Raw genomic sequence first — 19,839 nt, 5'->3', positions numbered from 1 at the left:
TCCTAACTTTTCCTAATTGGAATGAAGTCTAAGCATAAAAGAATATTATAGAGCTGACGGATGCTTTAAATAGGGAGTGGCTTCGGTACCTTATTTTAATGAAGCTAATTGGACGGAAGGGTTGAATAAGGAAGTAGATAAGATGGGACAATATTGGAGGAGAAAGTGTTGTTGGTTTGAAGTCATATACGCATTCTTATACATGCTTTTAGGGGGATATCATGGAACTATCGTTATTATTGGAATATGGATGGGTGTTAATTATTCTAATTTTTTTAGAAGGTTTATTATCTGCAGATAATGCATTGGTTTTAGCCATAATGTCAAAGCATTTACCAAAAGAACAGCAAAAAAAAGCGATTAATATTGGGTTGCTTTTGGCTTTTATATTTAGGATTGGTGCAATCTTCATCATTTCGTACCTTTTCCACGTATGGCAAGTTCAAGCAATTGGGGCAGCATATTTGATTTTCATCTCATTAAAGCATTTACTAAAAAGGGACCACGGTGACAAAGAAAAAAAAGGGAAAAGCTACCGTATGACCGTTGCGCAAATTGCATTAGCTGATATTGCTTTTGCTATTGATTCGATTTTAGCTGCAGTCGCTCTTGTCATTGCCTTGCCAGATACACCAATGGGTGATATAGGAGGTATGGATGGGGCTAAATTCATTGTTATTTTGTTAGGAGCCATTGCAGGTTTAATCGTCATCCGGTTTGCTGCAGGATACTTCGTTAAGATACTGACGGAGCGGCCTAGCCTCGAAACGGCAGCCATGTTGATCGTTGGTTGGGTAGGGGTTAAGTTATTAATGCATACCCTAGCACATCCAGCCGTGCACATTATTTCTCACGATTTTGTTGAGGGACCGATTTGGAATATAATCTTTTGGTCAGTCATGCTTCTTATTGCAATAGGCGGATGGTTTTTATCTGGAAAAACAGAAAAAAAAGGTGAAGGTAAATAAGAATATTCTTTTGTAATAAATGAAAATTTCAAGTAGATCAAAGACCGAAAAAAATTTTTCGGTCTTTTTTTGGTTCTTTATAGATTCTGTAATGTAGACAAATCGTCATCACTAATTCAACTTTACTTCAGTAGGCCTAACCGAAAACCATAAACGACTGCCTGTGTACGGTTCTTAGCTTTAAACTTTGTCATTAAACTGCTTACATAATCTCTAACTGTATGCTCGCTTAATTGCAGCAATTCGGCCATTTTTTTATTGTTATAGCCCTCAGCCAGCAAATATAAAATCATGGATTCACGTTCCGTCAATTGTATGTCGGTACCTATTGATACCTCATCATCCTTTCTTGATAAATATAAACCGAGCCGTTTTCCTACCTGTTCAAGTAAAGTCAGTTCATCCATTGAATAATCGAATTCCTCCCCTAATTGATCAAAGGTCAGCCAGCCGAACACTTGCTGGTCATGAACAATCGGTACAAAGATGACAGATGAAAGATTAAATAGCTGTATATGTTCCCCTTTAATGTAATTATGGGGATTCTTTAAAAATACCGGCTTTTTTGAATTGAACACCATGGATTGCTTGGAGCTGAGCTGCCCCCTCATGCTTTGAACTTTTGGCAGCTCGGATCCAATGGTGCCGTATAATTGATTGGACCAAGGAATATAAGCATAAAAAACACATCTTTTATAGTTAAAGAACTCTTCACATTTTTTTAGGATAAAAGCAAAATCCTTAAATCCTGCTGAGATAATTAAAAGTTCATCTAATTGGTCCAGTAGCTGCAGTCTCTTAAGTTCTGCATTCTCTTGTTTGGTTTTGTGGTGTTGCTCCGGTTCGTCGCCTGTCCACTTGTTATAGCTATGGATGAGATGAGAGAAAATGGATAATAAGAACATAAGGATGGAAAGGGTTTGGGCATGTTTCAGGTTTACCAATGAGGTAACGATGGCCTTTTCAAAGATCAATCGGAACATGCTGAAATGATTATCCTTTAAAAGGGGTAAATGTGATTGAAGCCAAGTATCCAAATGCTCTTCGTATGTGTCTTTTATGTCGTCGATATTTGGAGCGGATAAAAATAGTAAAAATGATTCCAGTAATGTTTGTATCATCTTACGTTCAGGTTCTAATATGAAGGGCTCTAGATTCAAATGAATATTAATATTTTCTTCAATCCGTTTGTTATGACTTTTAATGAATAATATGAATTGCTGCAATGTCATTTCTTCATATGCATGAAAGGGATGAGCCATGTGAATTTCTTCTCCTAAAAACAAAATACCCTATAAAAAGGGGGAACTAACCCTATTATTATACAGCACTTTATAGGATAGTAATTCAAATTGTAAGGAGTAAAATAAATGTATGAACACAGAATGAAGCTATTTGATGGCCATTTTATTTCAACATTGTCATCAGCTTTTTGTTTGTATAAGAATGGTCGTCCAGGGAGGACCTCTAGGGATGGAGATTTCTGGTGCTCAAGGAATCTGTAAGAAATAAGAAAAGGAGATCTGGTAATATGATGAGGCTTGAAAACAAAGTGGCAATCGTAACAGGGGGAGCAAGTGGGATTGGAGCAAGTACGGCTCAATTATTTGCAGAAGAAGGAGCAAAGGTGGTCATTGCCGATTTTGCTGATCATGGACAAGCGGTGTCAGAAGAGTTAAATGGAAAAGGGTATGATACTCTTTTTGTTAAAACTGACGTGACGAATGAAAATGACGTAAAGAATATGATCGAAGAGACGGTTAACAAATATGGAAAACTGGATATCATGTTCGCAAACGCAGGAATTGCCAGAGACGGAAACATCCATGAGTTAAGTTATGAACAATGGCAAAAAACAATTGATATTAATTTATCCGGTGTCTTCCTATCCGATAAATATGCGATAGAGCAAATGCAAAAACAATCTACTGGCGGCGCCATTGTCAATACAGGCTCCATCCATAGCCATGCAGGGAAACCGGGGGTAACAGCCTATTCTGCTGCTAAAGGAGGGGTCAAACTATTAACACAAACATTAGGTGCAACTTATGCGAAAGATGGCATTCGCGTCAATGCAGTTTGCCCTGGATATATTGATACACCACTTATTGCCGAAGCACAAGGTGAAATAAGACAAGGTTTGATCGATTTACATCCAATCGGCCGTTTAGGCAGAGCGGAAGAAGTGGCGAAAGCCGTTCTCTTCCTCGCAAGTGACGATGCATCATTTGTTACTGGCACTAGCCTAATTGTCGACGGCGGTTATACGGCAGTATAAATTTTAAGGATTATTCGCTCGGTCTCTCAATCAGTCAAATTAGGTTTGAGGTGCCAATTAATAGAGCTTCTTCTGTAAGATGAGTGGTTTAGATTACTCAACTCTACTGGAGGGCTCTTTTATTGCATATAATGAAAAAATTCCCGGGAATGCTAAAAACATTTCCTTGGGAAGAAGGAACGATACAAGCAGTTGCAGGGGAGAAGATAAATAAGGCCAATCGTATTATTAGATTACGATCTATATCGCTTAATAGCTCTCTATAACTTTTATATACGTCCGGGTATCTTTTAGTAGGTGTATACACCATTTCCTTCCTTTTATATAAATTATATTTAGTTCAATAATAATAGGGTAAGTAAATCCAATTAATAGTATTTTTATGTTAAAGTTGTAAAGTTGATATTTTATTACATGATTTCCTTAAGAAGGAACAAAATCTGTTGATAAAGGAAGGGTTTAATGGCGAAAAGAATATTAGGTAGTATGTTGATTTTATTACTAGGCATGGTTAGTTTTTCTTTTTTATCTGGCTTAAAAGTTGAAGCAGCAGATCGAGTGCATACTGTATCCTCTCAAGAAACGGTAGAATCGATTGCAGCGATCTATGATATATCGACAGAGCAATTAATGAATATGAATGGTTTACCGGATGGTAAGTTATATATTGGCCAGAAGTTAACCATTCAGACTGCTTATACTCCTTCGAACTATCAGTGGTCAGAGAGAGGGAAACAAATTGGGAATTATGCTAAATCTTTTACAGGATTTAAAAAAACGGCTGGAGAAGAGACACCTATCAAAGGATTTGATTCTAGCGGATTGATTCATTGGGTGCTCTCCCGACAAAAGGTGCCTATCGACCGTTTGTCAGTTGAAGGCTATTATAAGCAAGGAATGGATACAAATGCACCTAAGGCTGGAGATATTATATTTTTTCTGGAAAAGGGAAGTTCAAAAGCCGTGACCGCAGGGATCTTTCTGGGGGGAAATCAGTTCGTTAATTCTGGATACGGAGCAGAGACAGTTCAGGTGAGATCTACTACAGAAAAATATTTTGCACAATACCAAGTCGAGTATAAAACGTATACACCAAAAGGGGAGCATGTCGTTCAAAATAATGAGACACTTAAAAGTATCTCGGATAATTACGGTGTATCTGTGGATACAATCAAAAAGCGTAACGCTTTACCAACTGATAGCTTGATGCAGGGACAGTATCTTCAAATATACAGCAGTCCCCTGTATCCATTTTATGTAAATCAAGAGGCTTCCTATGATAAAGCTTATGATGTCATAAAGTATGCCTATACTCTACGTGGATTTACCTATGTTTTCGGAGAATATGATCCTATGATTGGAATGGATTGCAGCGGATTTATCTATTGGGCCATGAAGGAGCAGGGCATTTCCCTTAAACGTGGTTCGGCAGCGGACTATTATTCCTTGCTGCCGAAACTCAGAGAACCAAAGGCAGGGGACCTAGTATTTTTTAGAGATACAGACTTAAGTCGAGAGATAACCCACGTCGGTATTTATCTAGGGGATGGCCGCTTTATTCATACAACAAGGAATACTGGAGTTCATATTTCTGATCTTACAACAAGTTATTTTACTCAGAAGTTCGAAAGTTTTGGGCAAGTCCAAGTCAATATGGACTAAGATAGCCACGAGAGGGTTAGACTATTTGAATTTTCTAGTCATATTATTCACTTAAGGTTAACCTTAAACAAAATCCCGTATACTTTATTGAATACGGGATTTGTGTTTGATCTTCTTCTTTAGTTGAAGAAGGAGGCACCATTAACGAACGTTTATGGTGAGAGCGTTTTTAAAAGTTTTCACTTTATGACAGGTTAATTGAAGTAATAATTATCTAGATGAGTTTTGGTTTATGTGTACTCTCATCATACTGAGGGGCTCTGTTTTTTAAATCCGATAATTAATGCTCTACAGGATTGCTAACGGGGCAGAATAGCTCAATAAAAATGGGTATAAGGGTGTTCCATAGTTTGTGGAGTAAATGAAAATAGAGAATGTTATGGAGACTAATGATGTATAAAATATATCAAAAGAAAAAACCAGCTATATTAGACTGGTTTTTTCATCTTAATATAACACTTTGTTAAATTAGTTTTTAAGACTTACATGTTCAATCATACGCTTCATTGCCTGAATTTGCCCCATATGAGTTGCTTCATGCATTAATGTTAAACCTGCAAGTTCTCTAACAGTCTTACAACCTAGGAATGGTGTATCCAAATCTTGATCTAGCTGTTCAGGAGGAATTTGCTTTAAACGAGTTAATTGATCTTTCAACTGTACAACCAGCTCATCCATAGCAGGTATATTCCCTGGCCAATCAGCTGGTTTTGTGCCATTCCCAAACAATTCTATATAATTCGTGGGCAGATGAGTGGTTACATGCGGGAAACCAAACATAGTTTGTTCTGTAATTGTCAAAACGTGGCCAGTATGCCAATGAATTGTGTTATTAAAACCTTCTGGCTGCTTATCGGTTTGTTCCTTAGGAACGGATTCTACATTCTTGATGAAGTATTCTCTTGTCATCTCAAATTGCTTAAATACAAGTTGATTCATCTTTTCCTCTCTCCTCTCATTAATGAATTCATCCATATTATACCAGTAATAAACAGAAAAGAATATGGTTGAAACTTCCTGAAATTAGTTTTATGTCAACCGGTTCTTTTTCCACAATAGGGAGCGGTCAAAAATCACTTTACTTATAGAACTTACGGGTGAGTTATTTTATTTAAGGCTCCATAAAAATAATAAATCCAATTGCACCTTCCATTTTATTAGCATTCTTACAAAAATAAAAAGACCCATAAGGTATTTTGAATTAACTGAAGATTCAATACATCCACTTTAAATACTAACTTATAATTGTTATACAATTGTAAAATTATACAGTTTCATTTTCGGTATAATGGGAATTATTAGAAATGTATTATGGTGCATGAATATTTACAAATAGGGGAGCTATTCATTTCTTCAAAATTCTAGAATTTAAAAAGATCATCATAAGGACGCTCTAACGTCCCCAGGAAGTTTGATTCCTGGAATACAAGGAAGGTCCCCCTTACCCGAATGTATTCTAAAAATGATTTGGTGCAGTATAACGCCAATAGAAAGGCGAAAGATGCAGCGTGTTCCAAACTAATAAGCCTGAAGGCTATGAATAATAGAATCTACGATATAAGTACAACCATTGCAATCCTTCAGACTTATCAAGACTCGAGTTAAAAATCGACAGCCATATAACTATGGTGAAGTACTCCTGCTTTTTGGCTTAACCTACAAGGCTTTTAAAACTTAGCTTGGTACTTGTTCGTCCTTTGAACAAAACCTACTTTTTTGGCTAGTCTGGAGAGCCTTTGGAGACAAAGAGCGTTGTCAGTTCCTGTGAACTGCTGCCCCTTAAATGAATGTTAAATGTAGTTATGATACCCGCAAAAGCATCAACTATTAATGTTTGAGGGTAAAGGTATTAAAAGGGAGGCGAATTGTTTTTGACTATAATAGATATTGACCAATTGCTTTTAGCTACCGAAGAACTTGCTGAAGAGTCAATTCCATTTCATCTCGATGCATTTGATATTGATCAATTATTAGATAAAACGGATAACTGGTGAAGAAAAGCATATCCCTTCGGGTATGCTTTTCTTTATTATAGGGGATAAAGATTTAAGACTGCTACCAATGTTGACATAACTCCACATTGGAAAATGGGAGAGTTATTGCAATCGAGCCCTTGCATGTACCAACATATGCCTTTTTGTACCTTCTTTATGAACTGGTTAGATAAGGTCGTTTTATAAAAGATGAGAAAGGATATATAGATATTTTTCATAAGAACGGTAATAAACGCGATGTTTTAAAGCGCTTTACAAAATGTTTCGTATACAACGAACATTTTTTCTCGGGTTTGGTTATATTTCATCACTTTCCATCTTCATCATCATGGATGATAAGAAACTGTTAGCGATTGGACATATGTTATTCGTGTATCTCATGTTTCATGCAGAAACGGTAACGGGAGTTATCATCTATCAATCCATTATACCTATATTTTCCGCAGCCTTATCCACTATCATTTTTAGTCTGCCGCTAAAGTATTTACCGGAAGCAATCGGAGGATCTGCAGTGGGAGTGGTCAATTTAGGGATGCAAGTGGCTGGCTTCATCGCTCCTTTAACGATCGGTTTTGTCATAGACGCTTTCGATGGATCGTTTAATGGGGCTGTTTGGTTATTGGTTTCATTCGGGGTCGTTTGTTTTATCGCTTTTATGACCTTGAAATCGGGTAGGGAAAATTTCATATCAGAAAATCCACAAACAATTCCTGCTGTAAAATAGATTGATATAAATGAAGGCAAAAGTGGGGGTTCAGATTTATAAAAGTTTGTTCGAAATGGTATATAGAGAGTGATAAAAGTCTTCTGCTACTATCTTGACAAGCCTGATGTTACTGAATTTCAGTTAACAGGGCTTTTTATTTTTTTATACGATATTATCAATATATTCATACTGTAAGGTCAGGGTATTTTTCATGATTAAAATATACAATTTTTCTATGTGCTGCAATTAATCTATTTGGAGTAGTGTTTAGACCTATATCCGATGAAAGGAAAATGGATGTACCAGTATCGTGCAGTGGAGTCCGAAGGAAGCACTGAAATCTAAGTTTTTATTAATGTATAACTTTGGTAAAATTAGTTTATAAAAATAATCAATGTTCTTAGGGAGGACACAAATGAAGGTTAAAAAAATTCATCATGTAGCAATAATTTGTTCCGATTATGAAAAGTCAAAGAACTTCTATGTAAATATTTTAGGGTGTGATATCGAGAAGGAAACATATCGGTCAGAAAGGAAATCGTATAAATTGGACTTAATCGTCGGAGGGGAATATCAGCTGGAATTGTTCTCATTTCCTGATCCCCCGCATCGTCCTAGTTTTCCTGAAGCTAGGGGGCTTAGACATCTTGCTTTTGAAGTGGAAGATATTAATCAAGCGATCGAAGATTTAGAAAAAGAAAACATTCCAGTCGAACCAATCCGTGTTGATGAGTTAACAGGAAAAAGGTTCACTTTTTTTTGTGATCCGGATGATTTGCCTCTAGAAATATATGAAAAATAGGATGAGGTTACCTCTATTTTTTAAGTTGATTTCAAAGATGAATACGATGATTTAAAGAGGTTACTTATATCAATTAAACTATGAAGATTCCCTATGATATGTCGATATCATTAAGTTTGATCCACTTGTATTCCATATTTCGATGAGAGCTGAAATAATCACCGGCTATAATATCTGTAGATTGGTCATTTAAATATGTCAGGAGATAAAAAAATGAATGTTTACAAATTTACAGTGTTGATACTTTTAACGACATTTTTGATGGGTTCTTCTTTTGCAGTAGTTAAAATTGGTCTACCTTATTCATCCCCATTATTATTAGCAGCATTACGCTTCACACTTGCCGGACTCATAATGGCGATGATCGTGATCTTTTTAAAAAGACCGCATCCAAACTCTAAAGGGGATTGGATAAAAATGCTCATTATCGGCACTTTTCAAACAGCCGGAGTAATGGGGTGCATTTTCCTGAGTTTACGCACGATTACAGCAAGTGAATCCTCCATTCTTACATTCACGAACCCGTTGCTTGTTGTTGTTTTCGGTACGATCTTTTCACAAACACGCTATAAACTATATCAATGGATTGGTGTTTTATTAGGATTAGTCGGAGTAATTATAACGATGGGAGCGCAACTTGAATTTAAGGTTGGTATTCTTTTCGGCATTCTTTCTTCTGTTTTCTGGGCGATTTCCACTTTATTGGCGAAAAAATGGGGGGCGATTTCCGATACATGGGTATTATCTGCCTATCAGATGCTTTTTGGCGGTTTACTGCTTTTACTTGGCAGCTTTATTCTTGAAAAACCATTTTTCATACTGAATGGCAATTCGTTGTTCATTTTATTATGGTTAAGTATCATGTCATCGATCGTGCAATTTGCTGTTTGGTATTACCTTTTACAAAAGAGTGATCCCGGAAAAACAAGTGCCTTTTTATTTTTGGCACCTTTCTTCGGTGTATTATCAGGGTGGGCACTATTAGGTGAACAGATATACACTTCACTCTTAATTGGCGGACTGTTTATCATCATTGGCATCTATCTTGTAAATAGCAATTTCCAAAAGGAAAATAAATTAGTTAAAAGAGCTTTATAGCAATCGCATGGATTTAAGCCGCTAAAGACAGAAAGTCCCTCATGGTGAAAAAGAACCTTTCTTTTTCATCATGAGGGATTATTAAATTATACCTCTATACAAAAAACTTCTTTAAATCCTTCTTTCCCTTTAGGTGTGACTTTTACTGCGCGAATAGATGGAACACGGACTATCCAGCCTAAATCAAAAAAATGTGTAAGGATCCCATTCCCTAAAGCTCCGCCAAGATGATGGTGACGTTCACTCCAGTCTAAACATGAGTGGGAAAATGAACGGCGTTTTCTTCTTAAATCAAGTAAATCGACGCCGAATTCTGAAAAAAAATGATCCCCTTTGGGTGTAACTGTAAACTCTCTCTCTACTTTTTTCAAATATCCGGCTTTCAACATCGATTCAGTTAATTGGACGCCTAGTTTTCCTGCCAAATGATCATAGCAAGTTCTGGCTTCCTGAAGCATTTTGACTTGACTTGATTGTTTTAAAGACCGAACTTCAGGAGGTGGGGAAATGGCCAGAATGGATTCCAAAATGTGCGCAATTTCTCCATTTGCTAGCTGATAATAGCGATGTCGTCCGTGTTTTTCAACTATAACAAGGTTACCTTCCACTAATTTAGAAAGGTGAAAGCTGGCGGTTTGAGGTGTTATTGCAGCCAACAATGCTAATTCACCTGCCGTATGAAAACGCCCATCCAGCAGACTTGCAAGTATTGTTGCACGTGACGTTTCACCAAGGAGGGAGGCTATCTCCACCATATTTGGATTTATACTCAAAATAGTTACCAGCCTTTCTGCCGATAGATTAGTTAAGTTTTAGTTTGAATAAGCTGAACGCCAATTAATTAAAAAGAGGTAAACTTATACTTCCATTATACAGTACCGCTGTCCTAGTGATATTCGGTAATTCACGATTTCTGCTTTAATTAAATTTGAAAAAGGATATTGGACCCTACAATAAAATGGAAAGCGTTATTACGTATTTTTTCTAAACATTAATTTTGAGTCGTCTCTACAAGGATTTTTTTGATAAAATGCACGTGATAAATTGGTTGCTTTTTTGGGGGGAGATTATGAAATCAGGAGAGGTTAAAAAGAAGACTATAAAGAAGAAAGACTGTATACCTTTGGATAAGCGTTTTTTACTGAAGTATATTCTTTGTAAACTAGGCATACATTTTTACATGTTCACTAATAGTAAACGTTCATAATAGTTTGGAATAAATACCGGTGAATAGTCCCTTTTGTGAATTTAGTAGTTAAATAGGAGGGAATGAAGCGTATGAAAATGTCAGACGTTGGATTTAAAGGTCAAGTTTTTGGGTTTATAAAGTTCACACCTTTTGTGGAAAGTTTTTTGTCTGGAGATTTATATATGAATAATTTCAAAAAGTACATTGATATAGAAAGTGCTTCAGGCGAAAAAGGTGTAGGAGACAAATTTGAAGCAACACATGTTTTTACGGAATTAACAATGAATTTCTTTACTCAAGATACCAATGAATTAATAATGTCGGGTCGAACTAAAAAAATGAATTTCAGAAAAAATATAAATAAAAAAAGGCCCTTATATTGTATGTTTGCAATTGTTGGCGATATGTTAAAAGTGGTTAAGGAGGATGAAAAATATTACTATACCAAATTTAATTTACCTCATGAACAAATCGATAAAATGATCAGGGAGTTCGGAGATAGCTTAGTTTTTGTTACCCCATCGCAATTTATTGACAGAATTACTAGAACACTCAATGAAAAAGGTTATGCTTATAGAGGCGGCTTGGTAAAATATGATGATTATAACATCAATTCCTCAGCTAGGATGAGCTCTTATAAAAATCAAGGGACTGATATTTATTTTTGGAAAGATAAATACTTTGAAAATCAATATGAATATCGCATAGTTCTCACAGATCAAGAAGTTGATGAAGCCTTAATTGTGAACATAGGTGATATTTCAGACATTAGTACTATTTTTAATGCAAATGAATTTTTCAGTGATAAATTTGAAATAAGATTACGAAAGAAAGGAAATCTAAGCATCCATTAAATTGGGTGCTTTTTATTTGCATGATTAGCTGTGGAAATATCTAAAAATCTTACTACTTTTCATATCTTTAATTTTTAAACCATGTATGGATCTTTTAAGAGAGCGCCATTCAATAGAGTCCAAAATTCAGCAATAAACTCTCTGAAACTGACGACTTTCTTCTATTGTTATTCATAATAAACTATGAATATGGCGGAAAAACATACTGTAGATAATGGCCATTTTGCTGGAAATTAAAAAAGTATCATTCGCTTTTAAATCATAGGGACAGAGGTATCAAAACGCGGAAATATACTAAGCAAATATCGGAAACGTAATTGCAATGGTGATTATTTGTTATAGCCAGTTAAGAGTGCTTTTTATGCAATAAAGGTCGATCACTTGAAGATTGTTTTGATGTCTGCTGCGGCTATTTGATCTGCTCTCATAGGGGAGTATCTTTTAAATGTGCTTCCGTGTTTGACCCAACAGCAACCCTTTAAAATAGTCCAATACGAACATTAATTGCAACCTGTTCTTCAAAGGAGATCCCCTATTTTTGGTAGGGAAAGTAATTATTTAATGCCGACTTTATGGCTTTTATTTTTAACAGCAAATTACTGGAAATCTGATGTAAATTCGTGTAATCTACAAAAGTATGTTTTTTTCCAAATCGTAAAGGGGGACCTTAATTGAGTTCAACAAAAAGTAAACAGTCAACAATTGTTGCCCTTTTGCTTGCGGGTACATTTATTGCGATCTTGAATCAAACATTAATGATTACCGCGATTCCTCCTGTAATGGAGGAAATGAATGTTACGGCAAATAGTGCACAGTGGCTAACAACCGTTTTTATGCTGGTTAATGGGATCATGATCCCTGTTAGCGCGTTTTTATTGGAGCGCTTTACCACCAGACAGCTCTTCCTTTCAGCCATGGTGATTTTTGCAATTGGTACATTGGTTGCGGGGCTAGCTCCTAATTTTGGAATGCTGCTGCTAGGACGAATGATTCAGTCGAGCGGAGCCGGAATCATGCTCCCGTTAATGCAGACAGTCTTCCTAATGATTTTCCCTGTTCATAAACGGGGTGCAGCCATGGGACTGGTCGGTCTGGTCATTTCATTCGCACCGGCTATTGGTCCCGCTTTGTCGGGCTGGGTTACGGAGACCTACTCATGGAGGGTGTTATTTTTTATCATTCTTCCAATTGCTATTATTGATATCATAGTTGCGTTCTTCGCTTTAAAAAATGTAACAGAAGTTACACGGCCAAAAGTGGATGTGCTTTCGATTGTTTTATCTTCCGTAGGTTTCGGTGGATTATTGTATGGTTTTACAGCTGCAGGTAATTATGGCTGGACAGACGAGAGTACCATCATATCCCTAGGCATTGGGACAATTTCACTTGTTTGGTTCATCAACAGGCAATTACGATTGAAGCATCCAATGCTGGAGTTCCGTGTGTTCACGTATTCATTATTCCCGATTGCCATCATTATTGGAGCCATTACCTTTATGGGTCTGATAGGAGCCGAAACGCTCATCCCGCTATTTATGCAAAACATGCGAGGATTTACTGCGTTTGAAGCTGGATTAGCGATACTCCCTGGAGCACTTATTACCGGAATAATGTCACCGTTCATTGGACGTATTTTTGACCGGATTGGGGCCAGGTGGCTGGTTATTGGCGGATTACTCCTCATAACCGCTTCCTCCTTTACTTTTATGGATGTTGGTCCTTCGACAAGTTTTACATTTATAATGGTCATGTACAGTATACGGATGTTCGGATTAGCCATGGTTATGATGCCTGTTTCAACGGCCGCCTTAAACCAGCTGCCTAAACGGTTAATTGCCCATGGTGCAGCAATGGATAATACGATGAAAATGATTGCCGCATCTGTAGGTACAGCAATACTTGTTACTGTGATGACATCAGCTACCGAAAATGCTCAGCAGCGTCCCGAGATAGTACATCCTGATATGTATGGCGCGCAAATCTCATTTATTGTCATCGCTGTACTTTCGTTAATTAGCTTCCTCATTTCTTTTAAAATAAAGGATAAAAAATCAGCAGGAAAAGAGATCGGAGAGAAGAATTAAATATTTGAATCCGAGTTTTTTAAAACTAAATATCCTTTTTTTCGCCTCCAGAGTAGAAACGATTGCAAGTATCAATGGACTTAAGGATGTTATTGGTGTGAAGAAGTGTTATTCTGGTGAATTTGGAACTCTTACTATTATTAACACAATGATTACGGTGAACTTGGAAAGACCTTTAAAACAGGTAAAGTCTAAACAACGCTTGTATCGATCAAATACTGTATAACATTAAGAGAAATAAAGCCAGTTATCTTTCGAACAAACAACAAAGCAGTGCATCCCAATTGTCGGGATACACTGCTTTGTTGTTTTCATTTAGGTTTCCAAATAGGATTAAATCTCGGTTTTAAACACTTTATTTCAGCCAGATAGAGTTGTTTCTTATTTAGACACAATTGAAATTATGTTCAAAAATAAATAATGCGTTTTAATTTATCAGAAAATTAAATATAATCTAAATATGAAATTAATTTTAACGAGTGAACATAATTTCTCGGAAGGGAGGATGACATGTACTCAAATGAAGAAATGATTGTAGTAGCAAAGATGTATTATGAGATGAACCTTACACAAAAGGAAATAGCAGAAAAACTCAGCTATTCAAGACCAACGATTAGCCGGATTATTGATGCAGCGTTTAAATCCGGCATTATTGATGTCAAAATAAATTACTCACTTAATTCCGTTCAAGAACTAGCCAATAAAATTAAAGAAAAGTATAAGTTGAAAAAAGTGTTCGTTTTACCGGTTTATGTAGATGAAGTGCCACTCATTCAAAATGATATAGGCAAAGCGGTTGCAGGAGTATGCGTAGGCAACAGCGGCAACCTGGATGAAGAAGTTGAAAAAGCGATTCAGGATCATGATTTGACGGTTGCTGCCGTATTAAGTGGAAATCGTAATTTTGAAGGACGCATTCACGCCTTAGTCAAAGCGAACTATTTGGCCTCTCCTCCTTTAGTCATTGCCTTTGCTATCGCAGGCACCATGGATATTGATTTGGAGTGCGAACCGCTGGGCCGATCTGCATCGGGCAAAGAGGTCTATTTGAAGGATATTTGGCCGAGTTCCGAGGAAATTGCTAGCCTAGTGGATTCTACGATTTCATCCGATTTATTTCTAGAAGCCTATGAAAGTGTGTTTGAAGGCGACGAGAGATGGCAGAGTCTAGAATATGATGATCATCCGATTTTTAGATGGGATGATCGATCCACTTACTTTAAAGCGTCCCCCTTCTTCCAAGCGGAGATCGATGAACACCAACCAGGAGATATTCACAAAGCGAGAGTCTTGTTAAAGGTAGGTGATTCCATCACAACGGACCATATTTCGCCTGTCGGCCACATTCCGTATGAGAGTACCGCCGGACAATACCTCGTTGAGAAGGACGTCGGACTCGCCAATTTCAATTCTTACGGTTCCCGCCGAGGAAATCATGAGGTACTTGTCAGGGGAACCTTCGCCCATCCAAGGCTAAAGAATAAACTTATAGATAAGACAGGCGGTTTTACTCTCCATGTGCCGAGCGGGGAGGAAATGGATGTCTATTCCGCAGCCATGAGCTATCAACGGGAAAATACGCCACTGATTATCTTAGCCGGCAAAGAATATGGAACGGGGAGTGCAAGAGATTGGGCCGCTAAGGGGACCTACCTTCTAGGCGTCAAGGCGGTCATCGCGGAAAGTTTTGAACGAATTCACCGCAGTAACTTGGTCATGATGGGGATTGTGCCTCTTCAATTTATGCCTGGCGAAAACTATGAATCGATGAATCTGACTGGTCTAGAGAGCTATTCCATCATAGGGTTGGACGAGCCGCTCAGTCCGTTCCAAAATGTGAAGGTTGAAGCCATTAAACCGGACGGCTCAAGGACCTCGTTCCAGACAGTATTGCGTTTGGATACCCGCATGGAGATTGAGCTTTATTTGAAAAAGGGTGTTTTTCAAAGTATCCTAGACCAATGGGAAGATAGATAAGAAGTGGTTCTGGTGCAAAAACTTCAAGACAATTGAAATTAATCTCTAAATCTTGAACATACTGATACTATTACTCCAAAAAAGGTGCGTGATCAGTATGGAAAATCAAAATTTATTCAAGTGGAAACAATATCAGCCTGACATGATTTTGTTAACAGTGAGATGGTACCTGCGGTACAACTTGAGCTTTCGTAATGTAGTGAAGATGATGAAAGAACGCGGCTTATCGTTGGCTCACACAACGGATATGCGTTGGTTCACACAACGGATATGCGTTGGTTCACCAATATGGACCGGAATTTGATGAAAGGCTATGGCGTCATCTTAAGCCAAAAAATGACTCCTGGAGAGTCGATGAAACGTAAGGTCAATGGATGTATCTGTATCTTGCAGTGAATTCAAAAGGAAACACAATTGATTTTTATCTCAGTAAAACAAGAGACAAAAAGGCTGCATAGCGCTTCTTCAAGAAAGCTTTGCGGTCTTTTCATGTTTCTAAGCCTCGTGTCATGACGGTCGATAAGAATCCAGATTATCCTATAGCAATTGAAGAGCTAAAAAAAGATTAAAGCATGCCTGATGGTATGCAACTTAGACAACTGAAGTACTTAAATAACATAGTGGAGCAAGATCATCGCTTAATAAAGAAGCGAGTCCGTTCTATGCTAGGATTAAAAACGTTTCGATCATCTGTGGAGTGGAGGTGATGCATATGCTGAAAAAAGGACAACTTTAAAAGGGGTGAAGTCAAATGAATTTCTGTAGAATCCACCCATCTCATTTAGGCTCTACCGCTTTAACTTTCAGGTTGTGAACAAGAAAACTCCATTATCCTTAATCAAATCATAATCCGAGATGTTTTTAGAATAGCCATTCACTGCATTCCCCATATTTCTTTAAGCTCCCAACAGGTCCACTTTATCCAAGTAGGGCTTCTTTTATTTTTCAGAAACATAAAAAGGGCTGTTAGTAATCTATTAAGAACTATACAGATTTATAGGAAACTTCATAAGATATTAAAAAGGTGGTACAGGCAATGAAAGAAAAAATAATTAAAGCGGAAAATAACCGTTTCTGCTTAGTAACAGGTATAAAGAAACCGCCGAAATAATGGCTGAAGAACTGAAAATTCGTTATGGCTGGATTGTCTATACAATTCCCGAAAAAGTTAAAAAGACTGGAAATAAAAACAGTTAACTACCAAAAGGATTTGATGATGAGAAATTAGTAGAGAGGATGACTGAATTGAAATTACAAGAAATAAAAGGATCTTATGATGTAATCATTAGCCTAGGCAGTTGGTGTGGACCTTCCCTTAATTTAAGGCGGCATAATTTGAGGCGGTTTTCATTTCCCCTTGATTGGGTTGTATCTAACTCACTCCCGGATGTAAGCAGATTATTGAAGAACAGATTTGTCGGATTTATGGACTTAAACAATATGAAGCAGGTAGATGGCATCGCTTCTTATCTTGATGATGGAGATGCGGTATTTTCTGATGAAGGCGGTAAGCAGCAAAACGCGCATTTTATCCAAGATACCTATTATAATATTATTTCAGTCCATGATTTCCCAATAATACCTAATCAAGATTGGACTCATCTTTACCCTGCTTACAAAGAAAAACTTAATTACCGAATAAATAAGTTTATTGAAATAATTTCAAAAAGCAAATCCGTCTTATTTGTTAGATGGGGGGCAGTTTCGGTTCACGATGCAGTTGAATTGCAATCCACCTTGTCCGAAATGATACCGGGGAAATTTAATATCCTCTTTCTTGATCCCATAGAGGGGTTAAAAGGTGTTAATGAAATCGACTGGGGAATCAAAGGCATTTGTACAGTGCAAGTACCCAGTGATGGTCCTAATGATGATTCAATGTGGGATTATGTTTATAATGGACTAACCTTAACAAAAACATATTCTTAGTACTGATTACACATCTTTTATTGCAAACTTTACAATTTGGTGAAGCATTGATGGACTGAAGACTATGTCTTTTTCCTTTGTTTGAAGGATGGAACAGAAGAGTTATTTTTACTGAAAAAAATTATATCTTAGAGTTAAACGACACTCATGATTCTAAAAGAGTGTTTTTTTTATGCAGCAATCCATGAATTACCTAAATTTTCAGAAATTATAATTGACCTTAATGTAACAGTTGATTTAGAATTGATGTGTATATGAAATTATGTTTTGTATATAAAACAAAATAAGGGGGATATAGATGTCTAATGGACAATTTGCAATAGTGTTTTCAAAGTTAGCGAATTAATTGTGAAAAATATATTTGATTTAGGGAGGAAAGTAATTTGTTTAAGAATAAATTGGCGTTCGTTCTGATCTGTTTGGTGTTAATAATTTCTGCATGCGGTCCAAGTGACGAAACAACTACAGAAAATAAAGGGAGTTCCGGAGGAAAAGCGGTAAAGCTTACTTTTACGGAACCTGCACGGTTATTGTCAGTTGCCCCATTGTATGTAGCCATCGAGCAAGGTTTTTTTGAAAAAGAAGGAATTGAAGCAGAGATTGTATCAGGTGGTGGAGGAGCACAAGTAATTGCTTCTGTATTGTCAGGTGAAGCTCAGTTTGCGGTCTCGGGTCCTCGAAGTATGTTTACTCCTCTTGATAAAGGTGAAGAATTAATGGCGATTCAATCTTTAAATTCAGCGCTAACCTATCAAATTACTCTCTCTAAACAATATCAAAAGAAAAAGAATGTTTCTAAAGACTCATCGTTTGAAGATAGAGTGGCTTCATTGAATGGCGCAACTATTGGTACAAACCTTGTCGGTGATTCTGGAGACGTATACACCCGCTATTTAATGCAAATGCATGGTGTTGATCCCGATACGCTTAAAACCGTCAAATTAGCAGGAGATGGATCGAAGATTGGCGGTATGCAGGAGGGGATTGTTGACGGTGGTATAGCATCGCCTCCAATGGGTTTACAGGCGGAAAGTAAAGATGTTGGTGAGATTGTAATCAATACAAGTGAAGAGCCAATGTATGGGAATATGGTCTGGGAAGCTGTTTTTGCTAAAAAGGAATATTTAGAAAAAAATCAGGAAACATCTTTGAAAGTAGTTCGGGCAATAGGGAAAGGTATGGAATTCACACGTATTAATCCAAGAGAGGCAGCCGAATCAATCGTATCTTATTTTGATGGAATTGATGTTGATATCCTAGAGGAATCACTAATCGGATTGAAAAACACTTTTAAAGGCTATGGGGAAATGAATCAAGAAGCTTGGGATAATGCACAGGATCCTTTAGTTGAATTCGGCAAGTTGTCAGGCGTTTCTACTAAACAGGATACTACTGAAGATGTTATTTGGACAAATAGTTATATAGAAGAAGCATTTAAAAAATAATTAGATAGAAAGGAGATGATAGGTGAGATGGAAAATGCACAACTGGAAAATTTCAAATTGTCTACTCGTTTTTTAGATGTTACTTACGTAAACAATAAAACTGGTGCAAAAGTGATTGCCCTGCAGAATATAAACTTGAATATCAAAGATGGTGAATTTATATGTATTGTTGGGCCGAGCGGCTGTGGAAAAACCACTTTTTTAAATACTGTAGTTGGATTGCTTAAGCCAAGTAAGGGGGGAATTCTATTAGATCAGCAAAAAATTGATGGTCCTGGTAAGGACAGGGCAATGGTTTTTCAAAACCCGAGTCTTTTACCTTGGAGAACAGTATTGGAAAATGTTCTCTATGGAGTTGAACTGTTAAAGCAATTAACGGCAGAGAAAAAAAAAGAGGCGAAGGAATTTATTGAAATGGTCGGTTTAAAAGGTTATGAAAATCATTATCCCCACGAATTATCAGGGGGGATGCAGCAAAGGGTAAACTTGGCTCGAGCATTAACGGTAAACCCGTCCTTAATATTACTGGATGAACCATTTTCGGCATTAGACGCACAAACCAGGGAGTTTATGCAAGGTGAGTTACTTAGAATATGGGATGAGACAAAAAAGACAAGTCTTTTTATTACTCACCAAATTGATGAAGCGGTATTTTTAGCTGACAGAGTTTTTGTTTTTGGAGCAAGACCAGGACGTGTAGTGGAGGTTGTTGATGTTGATATACCTAGACCGAGAGATCTTCATGTGAAGCGCAGCCCGGAATTTTTAAAGTTTGTAGACCATATATGGTCCATTATTGAACAGGAGTCTTCAAAACAAGGTTTCGATAATAAAGAAAATATATAGTGAAAGG

At 37.1% G+C, this 19,839-nt stretch carries 16 protein-coding genes and 1 pseudogene; 14 read left to right on the top strand and 3 right to left on the bottom strand.

Going from position 1 to position 19,839, the window contains the following annotated elements:
* Positions 1-221: 221 nt before the first annotated feature.
* Positions 222-968, top strand: coding sequence for a TerC family protein (locus ACIQZD_RS14090; RefSeq protein WP_402903558.1), 747 nt, complete (start codon positions 222-224; stop codon positions 966-968).
* A 122-nt stretch (positions 969-1,090) separates the two neighbouring features.
* Here ACIQZD_RS14090 and ACIQZD_RS14085 read toward each other — a convergent pair whose 3' ends face one another.
* Positions 1,091-2,230: a LuxR C-terminal-related transcriptional regulator gene (locus ACIQZD_RS14085; protein WP_402903555.1), complete on the bottom strand. Its 1,140-nt coding sequence runs from the start codon at positions 2,228-2,230 to the stop codon at positions 1,091-1,093.
* A 272-nt stretch (positions 2,231-2,502) separates the two neighbouring features.
* Here ACIQZD_RS14085 and ACIQZD_RS14080 point away from each other — a divergent pair, with 272 nt between their 5' ends.
* Both ACIQZD_RS14080 and ACIQZD_RS14075 read left to right on the top strand, forming a co-directional pair.
* On the top strand, positions 2,503-3,246 hold the full coding sequence (locus ACIQZD_RS14080) for an SDR family NAD(P)-dependent oxidoreductase (protein ID WP_054396643.1): 744 nt from the start codon (positions 2,503-2,505) through the stop codon (positions 3,244-3,246).
* Positions 3,247-3,708: 462 nt separating this feature from the next.
* Positions 3,709-4,908: a C40 family peptidase gene (locus tag ACIQZD_RS14075; protein WP_402903552.1), complete on the top strand. Its 1,200-nt coding sequence runs from the start codon at positions 3,709-3,711 to the stop codon at positions 4,906-4,908.
* Between the two features lie 468 nt (positions 4,909-5,376).
* Here the strand turns inward: ACIQZD_RS14075 and ACIQZD_RS14070 are convergent, their stop codons facing one another.
* Positions 5,377-5,847 (bottom strand): DinB family protein, encoded by a 471-nt coding sequence (locus ACIQZD_RS14070; protein ID WP_402903549.1) that lies wholly within the window; start codon positions 5,845-5,847, stop codon positions 5,377-5,379.
* Positions 5,848-6,779: 932 nt separating this feature from the next.
* Between ACIQZD_RS14070 and ACIQZD_RS14065 the strand changes: the two genes are divergently transcribed.
* From ACIQZD_RS14065 to ACIQZD_RS14050, 4 genes are all read left to right on the top strand, one after another.
* Positions 6,780-6,902 (top strand): hypothetical protein, encoded by a 123-nt coding sequence (locus ACIQZD_RS14065; RefSeq protein WP_260320863.1) that lies wholly within the window; start codon positions 6,780-6,782, stop codon positions 6,900-6,902.
* Positions 6,903-7,161: 259 nt separating this feature from the next.
* Positions 7,162-7,626 carry an MFS transporter gene (locus ACIQZD_RS14060; RefSeq protein ID WP_402903544.1) on the top strand — a complete coding sequence of 155 codons (465 nt, stop codon included), beginning with the start codon at positions 7,162-7,164 and terminating at the stop codon, positions 7,624-7,626.
* Between the two features lie 397 nt (positions 7,627-8,023).
* On the top strand, positions 8,024-8,410 hold the full coding sequence (gene gloA2 / locus ACIQZD_RS14055) for an SMU1112c/YaeR family gloxylase I-like metalloprotein (protein ID WP_402903541.1): 387 nt from the start codon (positions 8,024-8,026) through the stop codon (positions 8,408-8,410).
* A 213-nt stretch (positions 8,411-8,623) separates the two neighbouring features.
* Complete coding sequence (locus ACIQZD_RS14050; protein ID WP_252269360.1) at positions 8,624-9,508, top strand: DMT family transporter; 885 nt, start codon at positions 8,624-8,626, stop codon at positions 9,506-9,508.
* Positions 9,509-9,594: 86 nt separating this feature from the next.
* Here ACIQZD_RS14050 and ACIQZD_RS14045 read toward each other — a convergent pair whose 3' ends face one another.
* Positions 9,595-10,281 carry an ArsR/SmtB family transcription factor gene (locus ACIQZD_RS14045; protein WP_095394369.1) on the bottom strand — a complete coding sequence of 229 codons (687 nt, stop codon included), beginning with the start codon at positions 10,279-10,281 and terminating at the stop codon, positions 9,595-9,597.
* A gap of 505 nt (positions 10,282-10,786) precedes the next feature.
* Between ACIQZD_RS14045 and ACIQZD_RS14040 the strand changes: the two genes are divergently transcribed.
* The 7 genes and pseudogenes from ACIQZD_RS14040 (at position 10,787) to ACIQZD_RS14010 (ending at position 19,832) form a co-directional block, all read left to right on the top strand.
* Entirely contained in the window at positions 10,787-11,551 is a 765-nt protein-coding gene (locus tag ACIQZD_RS14040) for a hypothetical protein (RefSeq protein ID WP_402903535.1), read from the top strand.
* Positions 11,552-12,222: 671 nt separating this feature from the next.
* Positions 12,223-13,635, top strand: coding sequence for a DHA2 family efflux MFS transporter permease subunit (locus ACIQZD_RS14035; protein WP_402903532.1), 1,413 nt, complete (start codon positions 12,223-12,225; stop codon positions 13,633-13,635).
* A 510-nt stretch (positions 13,636-14,145) separates the two neighbouring features.
* On the top strand, positions 14,146-15,612 hold the full coding sequence (locus ACIQZD_RS14030) for an aconitase family protein (RefSeq protein WP_402903530.1): 1,467 nt from the start codon (positions 14,146-14,148) through the stop codon (positions 15,610-15,612).
* 97 nt (positions 15,613-15,709) lie between these two features.
* A pseudogene (locus ACIQZD_RS14025) lies at positions 15,710-16,348 on the top strand (IS6 family transposase).
* Between the two features lie 500 nt (positions 16,349-16,848).
* Positions 16,849-17,541 carry a DUF1796 family putative cysteine peptidase gene (locus ACIQZD_RS14020; RefSeq protein WP_402903527.1) on the top strand — a complete coding sequence of 231 codons (693 nt, stop codon included), beginning with the start codon at positions 16,849-16,851 and terminating at the stop codon, positions 17,539-17,541.
* A gap of 383 nt (positions 17,542-17,924) precedes the next feature.
* Entirely contained in the window at positions 17,925-18,986 is a 1,062-nt protein-coding gene (locus tag ACIQZD_RS14015) for an ABC transporter substrate-binding protein (RefSeq protein ID WP_402903524.1), read from the top strand.
* A gap of 27 nt (positions 18,987-19,013) precedes the next feature.
* The gene (locus ACIQZD_RS14010; RefSeq protein ID WP_402903521.1) at positions 19,014-19,832 is read left to right on the top strand and encodes an ABC transporter ATP-binding protein; all 819 of its coding nucleotides are present in this window, start codon (positions 19,014-19,016) and stop codon (positions 19,830-19,832) included.
* Positions 19,833-19,839 lie beyond the last annotated feature (7 nt).

Source organism: Peribacillus sp. NPDC096447 (assembly GCF_044762725.1).
In the GTDB taxonomy this organism is placed as follows: domain Bacteria; phylum Bacillota; class Bacilli; order Bacillales; family DSM-1321; genus Peribacillus.
This window is presented reverse-complemented; position numbering and strand designations above follow the sequence as displayed.

Excerpts from the sequence above, each read along its gene's own strand:
- ACIQZD_RS14085 (WP_402903555.1), bottom strand. The coding sequence starts at position 2,230 with ATGGCTCATCCCTTTCATGCATATGAAGAAATGACATTGCAGCAATTC.
- ACIQZD_RS14060 (WP_402903544.1), top strand. The coding sequence starts at position 7,162 with ATGTTTCGTATACAACGAACATTTTTTCTCGGGTTTGGTTATATTTCA.
- ACIQZD_RS14050 (WP_252269360.1), top strand. The coding sequence starts at position 8,624 with ATGAATGTTTACAAATTTACAGTGTTGATACTTTTAACGACATTTTTG.
- ACIQZD_RS14030 (WP_402903530.1), top strand. The coding sequence starts at position 14,146 with ATGTACTCAAATGAAGAAATGATTGTAGTAGCAAAGATGTATTATGAG.
- ACIQZD_RS14075 (WP_402903552.1), top strand. The coding sequence starts at position 3,709 with ATGGCGAAAAGAATATTAGGTAGTATGTTGATTTTATTACTAGGCATG.
- gloA2 (WP_402903541.1), top strand. The coding sequence starts at position 8,024 with ATGAAGGTTAAAAAAATTCATCATGTAGCAATAATTTGTTCCGATTAT.
- ACIQZD_RS14080 (WP_054396643.1), top strand. The coding sequence starts at position 2,503 with ATGAGGCTTGAAAACAAAGTGGCAATCGTAACAGGGGGAGCAAGTGGG.
- ACIQZD_RS14010 (WP_402903521.1), top strand. The coding sequence starts at position 19,014 with ATGGAAAATGCACAACTGGAAAATTTCAAATTGTCTACTCGTTTTTTA.
- ACIQZD_RS14090 (WP_402903558.1), top strand. The coding sequence starts at position 222 with ATGGAACTATCGTTATTATTGGAATATGGATGGGTGTTAATTATTCTA.
- ACIQZD_RS14020 (WP_402903527.1), top strand. The coding sequence starts at position 16,849 with ATGACTGAATTGAAATTACAAGAAATAAAAGGATCTTATGATGTAATC.
- ACIQZD_RS14070 (WP_402903549.1), bottom strand. The coding sequence starts at position 5,847 with ATGAATCAACTTGTATTTAAGCAATTTGAGATGACAAGAGAATACTTC.
- ACIQZD_RS14040 (WP_402903535.1), top strand. The coding sequence starts at position 10,787 with ATGAAAATGTCAGACGTTGGATTTAAAGGTCAAGTTTTTGGGTTTATA.